Here is a 13,932-nt window from a genome sequence, read left to right as displayed (position 1 = left end):
TCGCTGCCCGGACCGCGTGGCGTCGACGGGTTTGCGCGGATCCGTTCAGGATGCGGGTGGCCGCACGGGCGTGGCCCGGCCCGGCACCAGCACGTCGCGGTAGAGGTCGTGCAGCCGCCGGGCCCAGCCGACGGCCTCGTACTCGGCGAGGAACCGGGCGCGCGCCGCGGCTCCGAGCCGCTGCCGGCGCGCGTCGTCGTGGGTGAGCGCGACGAGCGCGTCGGCGATGGCGGCGGGGTGCAGCGACACGAGCATTCCGGTGTCGTTGGTGACGATCTCCGGAACGCCACCGACCCGGCTGGCGACGGCGGGTACGCCGGCCGCCATGGCCCGCAGCAGCGCGGTGGGGGCGGCCCCGGAGCGGGCGTTGTGCAGGACCAGGTCGGCCACCCGGAGCAGGGCGGCGGGCTCCTGGTGGCGGTGGACGAACCGGACGTGCCGCATCAGGTCGTCGCTTCCGTCCACACGCGACTCCAGCCACGGACGCAGCGGTCCGTCGCCCGCCATGGCGACCACCAGCGGCAGCCCGTCGGGCAGCGAGTCGAGGGCGTCGAGCAGGAGTTCGTGGCCCTGGTCCCGGCGCATCGGTGCCGTGCTCACGGCGAGCACCTCGCCGTCGGCCACACCCAGGGCGGCGCGGCGGCGCTCCCGCTCGGCCTGGTCGACCGGGCCGGGATCGGTGACGCCGTTCGGGAGGAGCACGAGGTCCTGCGGGGTGTCGGAGCCCAGGCTCCGGTACCACTCCACCTGCGCCTGTGAGATCGCGATCGTCCGGGACATGAACCGCTGCCGGGCGAGGATCTTGGCCGTGCGCTTCAGCCGGTCGACCCGGTCGGCCGGCAGGTTCTCGATCCGGTGCAGGGTGGACACGGCCGGGATGCGGTTGCGCACGGCCGCCGCCGCTCCCACCACGTCGGCGGCCGGCAGGTGGGTGTGCACGAGCTGCACGCCCTGCTGGCGCATCAGCTGGGCGGTACGGGTGACCGCGCGCGGATCCCAGGGGCCGAGCCCGAGCTCCTTGACCGGGACGCCGAGCCGGTGCAGCGCGCTGACCTGGCTGGTCTCGGAGGTGGACGCCAACGCGATCACCACGATCTCGAGATCGATCTCCCGCGCCGCCCCGGCGAGGTCGACCAGCCCGATCTCCGGGGCGTCGGGATGCAGGGTCTGGACGAGATGCGCGATCTTCACGGGCCCTCAGGGTACTGACGCGCGCCCGTTCCGCCCTCGGGGACACGGGTGGTTGTTCAGATGACCCCGAATCAGCCACGACCGACCACGTCCCGGCCGCAGCGGGGCAGGATGGGCCATCGACGGAAGGTGGGCGGATGGACGTGCACGACGGGGCCCCGCTGATCCTGCTGGTGGACGCGACGACCGGTGTGGAACGCAGGCTCGTCGAGGACTGGGTGCGGCAGGAGGGGCTGCATCCGGTGGCTGTGCTGCCCGTCGAGGGTGCGGCGCTGGCCCCGTCGGTGGCGCAGCACGGTGACGAGGCGGTCGTCGCCGCGGTGCGCGTGGCGTGGCTGCCGCGGGAGCGGGGCGGGCAGCGTCGCGTGCGGTGGGCCGACGTGGCGGCGCTGCGCAACCCGCGTCATCCCCTCCCGGTCGAGCAGGCCCGCATCGTCAGGCGGGAGCCGGACCGGGTGGCGGTGGTGGTGGCCGAGCCGGCCACCGTCGGCGACCTGGAGGAGCGGTTCACCGGCAGCCGCCCGTCGCTCCGTACGGGCGCCTTCGGTGACTTCGTCGCCCGGCAGGCCTCGCTGGCGCTGGACCGGGCCGAACGCGCGCTGGTCGGGCACCGGTACAAGGTTCCGCGCCAGGTCGCCGAGGCGATCGAGGAGAGCCCCGAGTTCCGCCGCGAGATCGCCGAGCTGGCCGCGAAGCTCGGCCGGCCCGAGGCGGACGTCGCCGCGAAGGCGAGGGCCGACCTGGACGGCCTCGTCGCCTCGATGAGCCCCGTGGCCGTCGACCTGCTGACGTCCGCACTGCGCCCGCTGCACGCGAGGGCATGGGACGTGCAGGTGGACAGCGCCGGGCTGGAGAAGCTGCGCGAGCTGAACCGGCGCTACCCCCTGGTGTTCCTGCCGAGCCACCGCTCCTACGCCGACCCGCTGCTGCTCGCCGACGTACTCGCCGAGAACGACTTCCCGCGCAACCACGTGCTCGGGGGCGACAACCTCAGGTTCTGGCCGGTCGGGCCACTGGCCAAGCGGTCAGGAGTCATCTTCATCCGGCGAAGCTTCGGCGACGACGAGATCTACAAGCTCGCGGTCCGCGAGTACTTCGCGTTCCTCCTGGCCAAGCGGTTCAACCTGGAGTGGTACATGGAGGGCGGCCGCTCCCGCACCGGGAAGCTGCGCCCGCCCCGCTACGGACTGCTCGCCAACGTGGCGGAGGCCGTGGAAACCGGCCGTGTGGAGGACGTCCACCTCGTGCCGGTCTCGATCACCTACGACCAGCTGCGCGAGGTGTCGGCGATGGCGGCCGAGCAGGCGGGGGTGCCGAAGAAGGGGGAGGGGCTGGCCTGGCTCGCGCGATACGCGAAGGCCCAGTTGCACCCCATCGGCACCGCGTACGTGCGGTTCGCCGAGCCGATCTCGCTGCGTGCGGCGCTGGGCACCCCGCAGGACGAGGCGGCCCACCGGCTGGCCCTGCAGAAGGTCGCCTTCGAGGTCGCCGTGGGGATCAACCGGGTCACGCCGGTGGTCGCGACGGCGCTCGTCACCCTGGCGCTGCTCGGCGTGCGCGACCGGGCGCTGACGCTCGGGCAGGTGCAGCGCGTGCTCGAGCCGGTGCGCAGCTACGTCAAAGCCCGCGGCTGTGCCGTCGACCCCGACCGGCCCGACCCGCTGGACACGGAGGCCGGCCTGAGCCTGGTGCTCGCCGCCCTGGCCGACTCCAAGGTCGTCACGGTGTACCGCGGCGGTGAGGAGCCGGTCTACGCGATCGAGCGCGGACAGCACCTGATCGCCGCCTTCTACCGCAACAGCGCCATCCACCATTTCATCGACCGGGCGATCGCCGAACTCATGCTGCTCAGCGCTCCGGGCGGTCGCTGGGACGAAGCGATGCAACTGCGCGACCTGCTGAAGTTCGAGTTCTTCTTCCCCGACCGTGACAGCTACCGGGCGCAGCTGTCGGCCGAGCTACGCGGGCTCGACCCGGCGTGGGAGAACGCCGAGGGCGAGCGGGTTCTCGCGGGTGCCGAGTTCCTCATCGCGCACCGGGTGCTGCGGTCGTTCCTGGACGCTCAGCTGGTGGTGGCCGAGCGGCTGGCCGCCCGGCCGCCGGGAGAGCCGATCGTGGAGAAGGCGTTCCTCGACGAGTGCAGCGGCGTCGGGCAGCAGATGCTGCTCCAAGGACGGCTGCACGGTCCGGAGTCGCTGTCCCGTGAGCTCTTCGGAAGCGCTCTGAAGCTGGCAGGCAACCGGGACCTGCTGCGTCAGGCGGACAGCCCTGCGGAGCAGGAGGCGGTCGCACAGCAGCGGCAGGCGTTCGCTGCCCAGCTGGGCGACGTCGTCCGCCGGGTGATCCGGATCGACGAGATCGATGCCGCGTCGCGGCGAGAGGCGGTAGGTGTCGAGCCATGACCCAGGCGAGCACGGGCACAGCGGGATCCGCTGCCCAGGTCTGGAGCGAGGAGCAGCTGATCGCCGACGTCGAGGCGGGTCCACAGGGACCTCGCGTCGGCGCCTTCTTCGACTTCGACGGCACCTTGATCGACGGCTACTCCCTCGCTGCATTCGCGCGCCACCACCTGCGTTCGGGGCACGTCACCCCCGCCGACATCGGACGGATGCTGCTCCTGGGCATGCGCGGGCTCACCGTGATGTTCTCGGAAGAGGACTTCGAGGACTTCTTCCTGCTCGGCATGCGGGCGTGGGCGGGTCGCCACGAGGACGAGCTGACGCAGCTCGGTGAGCGGCTGTGGATGCAAGGCGTCGCCGGGTCGCTCTATCCCGAGGCGTGGCGGCTGGTGGAGGCGCACCGCCGGGCCGGGCACACCGTGGTGCTGGCGTCGTCGGCCACGAGGTTCCAGGTGGAGCCCGCGGCGCGTGCGATGGGCGTCGACCACGTGCTCGTGACACCCGTGGAGTTCGAGAACGGGCTCGCGACCGGCCGTCCGGGTGGCCCGCCGCTGTGGCGTGCGGGCAAGGCCACCGCCGTGCGGACGTTCGCGCAGGCCCACGACATCGATCTGGCCGCGAGCTACGCCTACTCCAACGGCGACGAGGACGTGCCGTTCCTCGGCATGGCCGGGCGGGCGCGGGCGCTGAACCCCGGACCGGGGCTGGCGGCCGAGGCGATGCGGCGAAACTGGCCGATCGCCCGCTTCCGTCACCGCGGCCGTCCGGGCGCCCGGGAGATCGCCCGCACGGTGGGGGCCGTCGGCGGCACGCTCGGCGGGTTCGCCGCGGGTCTCGCGCTCGGGGCGCTCAACAGCATTGCCGGGGAGGGCACGCGGCGCGAGGCCGTCGATCTCGGGCTGACGCTCGCGGGCGAGCTGGGCACCGCGCTGGGCGGGGTGCGGCTCGACGTCCGCGGCGCCGAACACCTCGTCTCCGCCCGTCCCGCCGTGTTCCTGTTCAACCACCAGAGCCAGCTCGACGTCCTGATCCTGACGAAGCTGCTGCGCACCCGATTCACCGCCGTCGTGAAGAAGGAGGCCGCGAGCGTGCCCGGGTTCGGGCTGGCGTTCCGGCTCGCCGACGTGGCGTTCGTCGACCGCGCCGACACCGGCGCGGCGCGGGCGGCACTGGAGCCCGCGGTGCAACGGCTGCGTGAGGGGATCTCGCTCGTCGTCGCACCGGAGGGCACACGGTCGGCCACCCCGGCGCTGGGCCGGTTCAAGAAGGGCGCGTTCCACGTCGCGATGCAGGCGGGCGTCCCGATCGTGCCCATCGTCATCCGCAACGCCGGCGAGCTGATGTGGCGCGGGGCGTCGACCCTGCGTGAGGGCACGGTGCAGGTCACCGTGCTCCCGCCGATCCCGACCGGCGGGTGGACGGTGGAGGAGCTGGACCGCCACATCGCGGAGGTCCGTGACCAGTACATCGACACCCTCGCGCACTGGGACGGCCGCAGCGGTCCGTCCCGCGTGCCGAACGGGGAGGTCACCGTGACGGCCGGCCCGTCCGGTCCCGTGGGCGCGCCGCTCGACGCGCGCCCACTGCGATGGGGAACCGCGCGCGAGATGAACGCGCTGGAGACGGCCATGTGGCGCGGCGAGGCGGGGGACCCGCGACTGCGCTCCAACGTGACGCTGCTGGAGCTGCTCGACCCGGCGCCGGACTGGGAACGGCTCGTCGCCGCGCACGAGTGGGCCTCGCGGATGGTGCCCCGGATGCGCCAGCGGGTGGTGGAGCCCGCGCTGGGAATCGGCACGCCGACCTGGGAGGCGGTCGACCATCTCGACCTCGTCCATCATCTGTCCCGGGTGCGGCTGCGGCGCCCGGGTTCGACGCGCCAGCTGCTCGACGTGGTGCAGGAGTTCGCTGCGGCCCAGTTCGACCGCGACCGGCCGCTGTGGCGGGCGTTGCTGGTGGAGGGCCTCCAGGGCGGTCGCGCCGCCTACGTCGTGACCACGCACCACAGCGCGACCGACGGCCTCGGTGCCGTGCAGCTCATGGGCATGTTGCACAGCCGCTCACCGGAGCACGACCCGCACCGGCCCGAGCCGCCGGAGCCGCACCCCGAGCCGCCCGTGTCCCCGGTCGAGCTGCTGACCGAGCAGGTGGGGCGAGCGGCCCGCGGGGTGCCGGGTGAGGTGGTGCGCCGCGGTGCCGAGGTACTCGGCGCGCTGGCCAGGCCGGAGGCGGTCGCCACGCGGGCCGTCGAGACCGTCCGCTCGCTCGGCAAGACCGTCGCGCCCCCGACGACGGGCCACTCCCCGCTGCTCGCGGAGCGCAGCGGTCAGTGGCACTTCGAGGTGATCGACGTCGGTCTCGACGAGCTGAAGGCGGGGGCGAAGGCCGCAGGCGGGTCGCTGAACGACGGGTACCTGGCCGCGGTGCTCGGCGCCTTGCGCCACTACCACCAGCACTTCGGCGCCGAGCTGGGCACGATTCCGATCGGCATCCCGATCAGCCTCCGTACGCAGGACGACCCGCAGGGCGGCAACCGGTTCACCGGCGCCCGTCTTCCCGGGCCGCTCGACGAGCCCGACGCCGTCGCCCGGATCCGGGCGGTGCGGGAGTTCGTGCTCACCGCGCGGTCGGGCGCCGGCGTGGACGTGGTGGGCCTGCTCGCCCCCGCGCTGCCGTGGCTGCCCGGAGCCGTGCTCGGCCCCGCATCGGCCCGGCTGACCTCGGCCAACGACGTGCAGGTCAGCAACCTTCCGGGGGTGAGCCACCCGGTGTACATCGCCGGTGCCCGGATCACGCGCATGTACCCGTTCGGCCCGCTGCCGGGCGTGGCGGCGACGATCACCCTGCTCTCCCACGACGGGACGTGCTGCATCGGCGTCAACCTCGACCCGGCGGCGATCACGGAGCCTGCCGTGCTGATGGCGGGGTTGCGGGCCGGCCTGGACGAGGTGGTGGCGCTGGCGGGCTGACGGCGACGCCGGAGGCCGGGCCTACTCCGCGAAGGTGGTGGCCACGGGCTGATGGTCCGATGCCTCGGTGTCGGTCAGGACCTCGGCGCTCTTGACGTGTTGGGCGAGGTCGGGCGTGGCGAGGATGTAGTCGATCCGAATGCCGCGCTTGGTGTCCATGTCGCGGTAGAGGGTGGGCCCGTCCTCCTCGCGGTTGCCCGCCACGGTCCAGGTGTCCACGAATCCGTCGGGCCGAACGAGCCGCCCGTATCCCGAGCTCCGCGGTCCGGCCAGAAGCGAGTACGGGGGGTCGTCGGGGGTGAAGTTGAGGTCGCCCATCAGGATCGCGCTCGGGGGCACGGCGGGCGGCGGGGATTCGTTCCACGACGGGTCGATCCGGGCGTTGTCCGTGATGGCCGTACCGGAGTTCACGGTTCCGTCGGCCGCTGCGCGCCGATGAATGTCGAGCGAGAGCTGGGCGTGCTGTATGCGTTCCTCTGTGCACAGGTGCGAGAAATGGCTGGTGTACACGCGGACGACACCCAGTGGCGTCTCGATCGTCGCCTCGGTGAGCCCACGTTGAATGGAATGGGCGTTGAGCGGACTGAGCTTCGGAAAGAGGAATGTCCGAGTCGTCAGGATCGGCCACCGCGACAGGACCGCATTCCCGAACTGACGACGACGATGCACTCCGGCCACCGTCTTGTGGATGTCGATGGTGGCGCCGTAGACGAAGTGGTAGTCACCGAGAGCGCCGGCGATGTGCTCGACCTGGTGGATGTTGCCCGACCTGTCCCAGTACGCCTCGGCCTCCTGGAGACCGACGATGTCGGCACCTTCCAGCGCCTGCGCAGTGCGGTCGATGTCGTAGCGGCCGTCGCGGCCTCTGCCGAACTGAATGTTGTACGTGACGACACGCATTGCGGCTGCATCCCCCGTCTGTCGGCGCGGAGCTCCCACGACAAGAGGTAGGCCGATGACCTTGCACAGGCGTGTCGGGCGTGTGGCCGGCTCGCGGCGCCTCGGCCAACGTCGACGGGCGCGCCGGGGGTGTGGCGTGGGCCATGCGCCCGACTCGTCAGCAGGCCGCCGGCTGCGGCGGCGGGGGATGATGCGGTTGTGCTGCCCCTGGACGGAATCCTCGTCGTGTCCTGCGAGCAGGCCGTGGCCGCGCCGTTCGCCACCCGCCAGCTCGCCGAGCTCGGAGCCCGCGTGATCAAGGTCGAGCGGCCGGGCGACGGCGACTTCGCCCGTGCCTACGACACCACGGTGCGAGGCCTGTCCAGCCACTTCGTCTGGCTCAACCGGTCGAAGGAGAGCCTGGCGCTCGACCTGAAGGCCGACGCGGGGGCGGGCACGGACGCAGTGCTGCCCCGGCTGCTCGCCCGCGCGGACGTCTTCGTGCAGAACTTCGCGCCCGGCGCGGCGGAGCGGCTCGGGCTGGGTCATGAGGAGCTGCGGGCGAGGTTCCCACGGCTGATCACGTGCTCGATCTCCGGGTACGGCCCGTCGGGCCCGTACCGTGACGCGAAGGCCTACGACCTGCTGATCCAGTCCGAGGCGGGTCTCGTCTCCGTCACCGGCACGCCCGACGAGCCCGCGAAGAGCGGGATTCCCGCCGCGGACATCGGCGCGGGCATGTACGCGTTCTCCGGGATCCTTGCGGCCCTCTACGACCGTGAGCGCACGGGCGTGGGCACGCATCTGGAGATCAGCCTGTTCGACACACTGGTCGAGTGGATGGGGTTCCCGCTGCAGTACACGGCGGGTAGCGGCACACCGCCGCGGCGGGCAGGGACCAGCCACTCCGCGATCGCGCCCTACGGCACGTTCGCGGTGGGAGACGGCACCGAGGTCGTGCTCGGGATCCAGAACGAGCGGGAGTGGGTGGCGTTCTGCGGGGTCGTGCTGCAGCGACCGGGGCTGGCCGCCGACGAGCGGTTCCGTAGCGGCTCACTGCGGGTGGAGCACCGCCCGGCGCTGCACGCCGAGATCGATGCCGTGTTCGCCCACCTCACCGGCGCCGAGGTGACGCAACGGCTCACCGAGGCCCGGATCGCCCATGCCCGTCGTCGCGAGGTGGCGGAGGTGCTCGAACACCCCCAGCTCGCCGCACGGGAGCGCTGGACCGAGGTCGGCTCTCCGGTCGGTCCGCTTCGCACGCTCCTGCCACCGATCACGCTGCCGGGCCGCCCGCCCCGCATGGACCCGATCCCGGAGGTGGGCGAGCACACGGCGGCAATCCTGCGCTGGCTGGAGGAATGAGCCGGTGTCAGCGCCGGCCCGTCACTCCAGGCCGGCCGCCGCGCGCAGTCGCGCGAGCTTCGGTTCCATCTCCTGGTCCGGTACCTCCGCCATGACCTCGGCCCCCACCGGCACGGACGTGGTCAGCAGGCCGTCGGCGAACAGGTCGATCCGGCTCACCGACGGCGCCGCGACCGTGCGGAGCGCGGTCCCGGGCGTGGAGACGTCGATGGTGGTGGCGATCGGCCCGCCGGTCCAGACGGGGATTCCGCGGAGCGTCCCCGCGCTGGCGACGTGCGTGTGGCCGGCGAGCACCACGCGGACGTCGGTGCCGGCGATCGCGTCCCCGAGCTCCTCACGGTTCAGCAGGGGAATGGACGCGGCGAGCGGAGAGGCGCTGGGCAGGGGCGGGTGGTGCAGGGCGAGCACCGTGCCTGCGGGGACGGGTTCGGCCAGCTCGGCGCGCAGCCAGGCCAGCTGGCCCGGGCGCAGGGATCCGTGGGCCTGGCCGGGCACCGTGCTGTCCAGCACGATGATCCGCAGCGTTCCCACGCGAACGACCTGGTCGAGCGGTTCCCGGGACGGCGCCTCACCCAGGAGATGCGCGCGGAACGCCTCGCGGTCGTCGTGGTTGCCGGCGGCGTAGACCACCGGTATCCCGAGGCGGTCGGCGACCGGTTCCACGAGCGCGCGCACCCGCCGGTACTCCTCGGGGCGTCCGTGCTCGGCGAGGTCGCCGGTGACCACGAGCGCACCGGCCGCGGCTCCCACATCGAGGACGGTCCGCAGAGCACGCTCGAGGAGGGCCGCGGTGTCGACCCCACCGGGGAAGTCGTCACCCTCGCCCACGAGATGCAGGTCGGTGAGCTGTATCAACGTATGGGTAGCGGTCGTCACACCCCCATCGTGGTCCGGGGCTACGGACGGCGCCACGTCACACCGAACCCGGCTGATCCACCCGGCGCGAACGACGGACCCGGCCGCCCCGGGATCGGGACGGCCGGGCCACGGCCTGGCTCACGACACCCGCTACTTCCTGCGGGTCACCTCGCCACCAGGTAGATGCCGTAGGCGACGATCGCCACCGACGCCAGCACGCACACGCAGGCCATCGTCATGCCGATGGCGGGACTGATCGCGCCCGCACCGCCTTGTGGACGCGTCACGTCGCTGCGCGCGGCGGATACGCCGACGAGCGCCAGCGCCACGAGCACCACCACGGCGACCGCCGCCGCCAGCGACACGAGAGCCACCAGCAGCAGGGATCCCCAGTCGATGTTCACGTCCGTTACTCCTTCGTAGGACCGTCAGGCACGAGCCGCAACGGGCTCGGGAACGCTCGGTACGTCGTTGACGTTGTGGGCGGTGACCGGGCGGCGGCGCGAGGCGACGTAGATGCCGGCCGCGACGCCGACGCCCACCACCGCTACGACCACGGTGCCGACCGTGCCGCCGTCGTTGACGGCCCATGCTGCGACCGCTCCGACCACAGCGGCGGCCGGCAGCGTCACGATCCAGGCGATGGCCATCTGTCCGGCGACACCCCACTGGACCGACGCGAGGCGACGACCCGCCCCGGCCCCGAAGATCGATCCTGTGGCGACGTGGGTGGTGGAGAGAGCGAAGCCCATGTGCGACGAGGTGAGGATGACAGCAGCGCTGCTGACCTCGGCGGCGAATCCCTGCGGGGTCTGGATGTCGCTCACCCGCTTGCCGAGGGTCTGGATGATCCGCCAGCCGCCGAAGTACGTTCCGAGTCCGATGGCGAGGCCGCAGGTCAGGATGACCCAGACGGGCGGGCCGGCGGAGGAGGGCAGTGCACCCGCGGTGATCAGCGTGAGGGTGATGACGCCCATGGTCTTCTGTGCGTCGCTCGTGCCGTGGGCGAGCGAGACCAATGACGCCGACACGATCTGGCCGACCCGGAACCCGCCGCTGGTGGTGCTCTGGTCCACCCGCGCCGTGATCTTGTATGCGAGATAGGTCGCGATCAGCGCGATGATCCCGGCGACGAGCGGGGACGCCACCGCAGGCAGGATCACCTTGCTGAACAGCGCTCCGAAGTTGATCGCTCCGGTTCCGGCGGCCGCCCACGTCGCTCCGATCAGCCCGCCGAACAACGCGTGCGAGGAGCTCGACGGCAGGCTGAGCAGCCAGGTGATCAAGTTCCAGAGAATTGCGCCGACGAGGCCGGCGAATATCACGACCGGTGTGATGCGGGCCTCATCCACCAGTCCGTTGGAGATCGTCTTGGCCACCTCGACGGAGAGGAAGGCGCCGACGACGTTGAGTACTCCTGAGATCAAGACCGCGATCTTCGGGGGAAGGGCGCGGGTGGCGATCGAGGTCGCCATGGCGTTGGCCGTGTCGTGGAAGCCGTTCGTGAAGTCGAACGCCAGGGCGGTTATTACCACCACCACGACGATGACCGAGTAGTTCATATGCGCAGGTCCCTTCGGGTTACGGCCACGCGCACCACGCTACGGACCCGTACGTGAACGGCACATGAACCATTAAGAAAACATACACGTGGTCCCGTCGGAGTTGATGGCGGATAGCATCCATCCGCGTTGTCCGAAATGTCAAACGCTACCAATGCGTCGGGAAATAATCCTTCAAGAAACAGCCGTGCAGATCTTCGCCGGCCTCGCCGCGAATGATCGGGTCATACACCCGTGCCGCCCCGTCGACAAGGTCCAGCGGGGCGTGGAAGCCCTCGTCGGCCAATCGCAGCTTCAGCGGGTGCGGTCGCTCGTCGGTGATCCAGCCCGTGTCCACGGCCGTCATCAAGATGCCGTCTGTTGCGAGCATCTCACCCGCACTCGTGCGGGTGAGCATGTTGAGGGCGGCCTTGGCCATATTGGTGTGGGGATGGCCGGGGCCCTTGTAGGCGCGGGTGAACTGGCCCTCCATCGCGCTGACGTTCACCACGTACTTGCGCCGGGCGGTCGAGGCAGCCAATGCCGGCCGCAACCTGCTCACCAGAAGGAACGGTGCCGTCTGGTTGCACAGCTGCACTTCGAGCAGCTCGAGCGGATCGATCTCCTGCACGTGCTGGGTCCAGCTGTTCACCGGTGCGGTGTCCGGTAGCAGTCCGCCTGCGTCGATCGCGGTGCCGGCTGCGATCCGCTCGGGCGAGGCACTGCCTGCGGTGAGGGCCAGTTCGGTGAGGGCGGCCGGGGTGCGCTGCAGCCCGCCTGTGATGGCGGCCGGACGCTCGCCGCGCACGTGGTCGAAGGTGAGGATCTCGACCAGCTCGGCGGTGGCGCCCGGACCGGCCTGCTCCGCCTCGAGCAGCGCGGCGTAGGAGCCGGGGGAGCGCCGCACGGTCTGTGCGGCGTTGTTCACCAGGATGTCGAGCGATCCCTCGGCGGCCACCGTGTCGGCGAGGCCGATGACCTGGGCCGGGTCGCGCAGGTCGATGCCGACGACCCGCAGCCGGTGCAGCCAGTCGGCGCTGTCGGGCATGGCGGTGAACCGGCGCACGGCGTCGTTCGGGAACCGGGTGGTGATCGTCGTGTGCGCCCCGTCGCGCAGCAGCCGGAGTGCGATGTACATGCCGATCTTCGCCCGCCCGCCGGTGAGCAGGGCGCGACGGCCCGTGAGGTCGGTGCGGGCGTCCCGCTTGCTCCGGTTCAGCGCTGCGCAGGACGGGCAGAGCTGGTGGTAGAAGGCGTCGACCACGTGGTAGCGGTTCTTGCACGTGTAGCAGGCCCGGGAGCGCAGCAGCGTGCCCGCTGTGGCGTCGGGGGCGGTGGAGACGAGCGGGATGCCGCGCGTCTCGTCGTCGATCCGGCCGGGAGAGCCTGTGGCCGTGGCTGCGGTGACCGCGTTGTCGGCGGCGAGGACGGCCTCGCGCTTCGCTGCCCGGCGCCGCAGCCGTACCGACTTGTAGATGCCGGCGGTGGCCCGCCGGATTCGGACCGCGTCCGGGTGCTCGGGAGGCAGCTCGTCGACCTCGGCGAGCACCCGGAGGCAGGTCTGCAGGTCGGCGGGGTCGATACCGGACACGCCCGAAGGGTACGGGTGTCAGTCGGTGATCTCTGCCAGTGCCTTGCGCGCCTGCTCCAGCTCTGCCTCGAGAGCCGCGACGCGGGCGGCGCGCTGCTCCCGGGCTGCGCCGATCACGGCCTCGATGGGCCCGGCCAGCTCCTCGTGCAGCTCCTGTGCGGCGCGGGTGACCGCCGCGGCGGTGACCGGGAGGCCGCGGCTGAGCCACGTGGTGCCCTGCTTGAGCTCCGCCTGCCAGTCGCCGTCGGCGGTGCCGCTGACCGTGAGGGTGAGCTCGATCGTGCGGGTGGTGCGCGCGCTGGAGCCCTTCGGACGGCCGCGGCGGGGCTTCTCGCCCCCGGCGTCGGCGTCGGCGGGCTCCGGAGCTGCCGGGGCGTCGGACGGCGCCGATGCCGATTCCGTGGGTGCCGACTCGGATGCCGGGCCCGCAGCAGACTCGTCGGATGCGGTTTCCGGGGCGCTGGAACCGGCGGGTCGCCGGGGGGCGGTAGTGGCCTGGGGCGTGCTCATCGGTGTGGCGTGCTCCCTCTCGTGATAGTGCGGCGAACCAGGTTGATCGTAGAACATCCGTTCGAAATGTCCGGGGGGTGGGGTTGCCCACGCCCTGTACAACTGATTAGCAAAGCTATATAAACTGGGCCCGTGAAGATCAGGTCGTATCGGCCGCGAGGAACAATCCGATGAAGAACCGCTTCGAGCTCGGATGCGACGGCCCGATGACGCTGGTCGTCGGGGTGGACGGCTCGGACACCGGATGGCGTGCCTTCCATTACGCCCTCGGTCAGGCCCGCCGCCAGGGCGCACGGGTTGTCGCCGTGTTCGCGGAGAGCTTCCCGGCGGCGTCGTTCGCCGGCGCAGGGGCGCTCGCGCTCCCGATCGCCGAGGACTCGGCCGACGAGCTCCGCGAGGAGTTGCGCACCGACATCGAGAAGCTGGGACGCGAGCACGGGGTGGACGTCCGCTTCGTCGTCGCCACCGCCGACCCGGTGCTGGCGCTCACGCAGGTGGCCGAGGAGGTCCGCGCCGACGCCATCCTGGTCGGCGCGAGCACCCACGCGGCCCACAAGCTGTTCGGGTCGGTTGCCGTGCGTGCGGTGCGGAGCGGACGCTGGCCGGTCACCGTCGTGCCGTAGGGGTCG

11 protein-coding genes are annotated in these 13,932 nt (G+C 71.8%); 4 read left to right on the top strand and 7 right to left on the bottom strand.

Annotation, left to right across the window (positions count from 1 at the left end):
• Nucleotides 1–45: 45 nt before the first annotated feature.
• Nucleotides 46–1,191, bottom strand: coding sequence for a glycosyltransferase family 4 protein (locus ACQPZQ_RS26190; protein WP_433284912.1), 1,146 nt, complete (start codon nucleotides 1,189–1,191; stop codon nucleotides 46–48).
• Nucleotides 1,192–1,328: 137 nt separating this feature from the next.
• Here ACQPZQ_RS26190 and ACQPZQ_RS26185 point away from each other — a divergent pair, with 137 nt between their 5' ends.
• Both ACQPZQ_RS26185 and ACQPZQ_RS26180 read left to right on the top strand, forming a co-directional pair.
• Nucleotides 1,329–3,593 carry a glycerol-3-phosphate 1-O-acyltransferase gene (locus ACQPZQ_RS26185; RefSeq protein ID WP_433284910.1) on the top strand — a complete coding sequence of 755 codons (2,265 nt, stop codon included), beginning with the start codon at nucleotides 1,329–1,331 and terminating at the stop codon, nucleotides 3,591–3,593.
• The gene (locus ACQPZQ_RS26180) at nucleotides 3,590–6,559 is read left to right on the top strand and encodes an HAD-IB family hydrolase (RefSeq protein ID WP_433284908.1); all 2,970 of its coding nucleotides are present in this window, start codon (nucleotides 3,590–3,592) and stop codon (nucleotides 6,557–6,559) included. Before ACQPZQ_RS26185 ends, ACQPZQ_RS26180 begins: the two co-directional genes overlap by 4 nt.
• Nucleotides 6,560–6,580: 21 nt before the next feature.
• Here ACQPZQ_RS26180 and ACQPZQ_RS26175 read toward each other — a convergent pair whose 3' ends face one another.
• Nucleotides 6,581–7,459, bottom strand: a complete 879-nt coding sequence (locus ACQPZQ_RS26175) for an endonuclease/exonuclease/phosphatase family protein (protein ID WP_433284906.1) — start codon at nucleotides 7,457–7,459, stop codon at nucleotides 6,581–6,583.
• Between the two features lie 198 nt (nucleotides 7,460–7,657).
• Between ACQPZQ_RS26175 and ACQPZQ_RS26170 the strand changes: the two genes are divergently transcribed.
• A complete protein-coding gene (locus tag ACQPZQ_RS26170) occupies nucleotides 7,658–8,803 on the top strand; it encodes a CaiB/BaiF CoA transferase family protein (protein WP_433284905.1) in 1,146 nt (381 codons plus the stop codon).
• Nucleotides 8,804–8,824: 21 nt separating this feature from the next.
• Here ACQPZQ_RS26170 and ACQPZQ_RS26165 read toward each other — a convergent pair whose 3' ends face one another.
• The 5 genes from ACQPZQ_RS26165 to ACQPZQ_RS26145 all read right to left on the bottom strand — a co-directional run bounded on the left by ACQPZQ_RS26165 (nucleotide 8,825) and on the right by ACQPZQ_RS26145 (nucleotide 13,303).
• On the bottom strand, nucleotides 8,825–9,679 hold the full coding sequence (locus ACQPZQ_RS26165) for a metallophosphoesterase (RefSeq protein WP_433284903.1): 855 nt from the start codon (nucleotides 9,677–9,679) through the stop codon (nucleotides 8,825–8,827).
• 146 nt (nucleotides 9,680–9,825) lie between these two features.
• Complete coding sequence (locus ACQPZQ_RS26160; RefSeq protein WP_433284901.1) at nucleotides 9,826–10,065, bottom strand: hypothetical protein; 240 nt, start codon at nucleotides 10,063–10,065, stop codon at nucleotides 9,826–9,828.
• A gap of 24 nt (nucleotides 10,066–10,089) precedes the next feature.
• Nucleotides 10,090–11,223, bottom strand: coding sequence for an anion permease (locus ACQPZQ_RS26155; RefSeq protein ID WP_433284899.1), 1,134 nt, complete (start codon nucleotides 11,221–11,223; stop codon nucleotides 10,090–10,092).
• Between the two features lie 148 nt (nucleotides 11,224–11,371).
• On the bottom strand, nucleotides 11,372–12,793 hold the full coding sequence (locus ACQPZQ_RS26150; RefSeq protein WP_433284897.1) for an SDR family NAD(P)-dependent oxidoreductase: 1,422 nt from the start codon (nucleotides 12,791–12,793) through the stop codon (nucleotides 11,372–11,374).
• Between the two features lie 18 nt (nucleotides 12,794–12,811).
• Entirely contained in the window at nucleotides 12,812–13,303 is a 492-nt protein-coding gene (locus tag ACQPZQ_RS26145; protein WP_433284895.1) for a DUF6319 family protein, read from the bottom strand.
• A 170-nt stretch (nucleotides 13,304–13,473) separates the two neighbouring features.
• Here ACQPZQ_RS26145 and ACQPZQ_RS26140 point away from each other — a divergent pair, with 170 nt between their 5' ends.
• The gene (locus ACQPZQ_RS26140) at nucleotides 13,474–13,926 is read left to right on the top strand and encodes a universal stress protein (RefSeq protein ID WP_241039107.1); all 453 of its coding nucleotides are present in this window, start codon (nucleotides 13,474–13,476) and stop codon (nucleotides 13,924–13,926) included.
• Nucleotides 13,927–13,932 lie beyond the last annotated feature (6 nt).

It is taken from the genome of Pseudonocardia sp. CA-142604 (assembly GCF_050948475.1).
Taxonomy (GTDB): domain Bacteria; phylum Actinomycetota; class Actinomycetes; order Mycobacteriales; family Pseudonocardiaceae; genus Pseudonocardia; species Pseudonocardia alaniniphila.
Note: the sequence above shows the minus strand (reverse complement) of the source record. Positions and strands in the feature narration are given on the sequence as shown.

Bases quoted from the DNA above. Each gene is read 5' to 3' on its own strand.
- ACQPZQ_RS26180 (WP_433284908.1), top strand. From the start codon at position 3,590: ATGACCCAGGCGAGCACGGGCACAGCGGGATCCGCTGCCCAGGTCTGG.
- ACQPZQ_RS26145 (WP_433284895.1), bottom strand. From the start codon at position 13,303: ATGAGCACGCCCCAGGCCACTACCGCCCCCCGGCGACCCGCCGGTTCC.
- ACQPZQ_RS26155 (WP_433284899.1), bottom strand. From the start codon at position 11,223: ATGAACTACTCGGTCATCGTCGTGGTGGTGGTAATAACCGCCCTGGCG.
- ACQPZQ_RS26185 (WP_433284910.1), top strand. From the start codon at position 1,329: ATGGACGTGCACGACGGGGCCCCGCTGATCCTGCTGGTGGACGCGACG.
- ACQPZQ_RS26175 (WP_433284906.1), bottom strand. From the start codon at position 7,459: ATGCGTGTCGTCACGTACAACATTCAGTTCGGCAGAGGCCGCGACGGC.
- ACQPZQ_RS26140 (WP_241039107.1), top strand. From the start codon at position 13,474: ATGAAGAACCGCTTCGAGCTCGGATGCGACGGCCCGATGACGCTGGTC.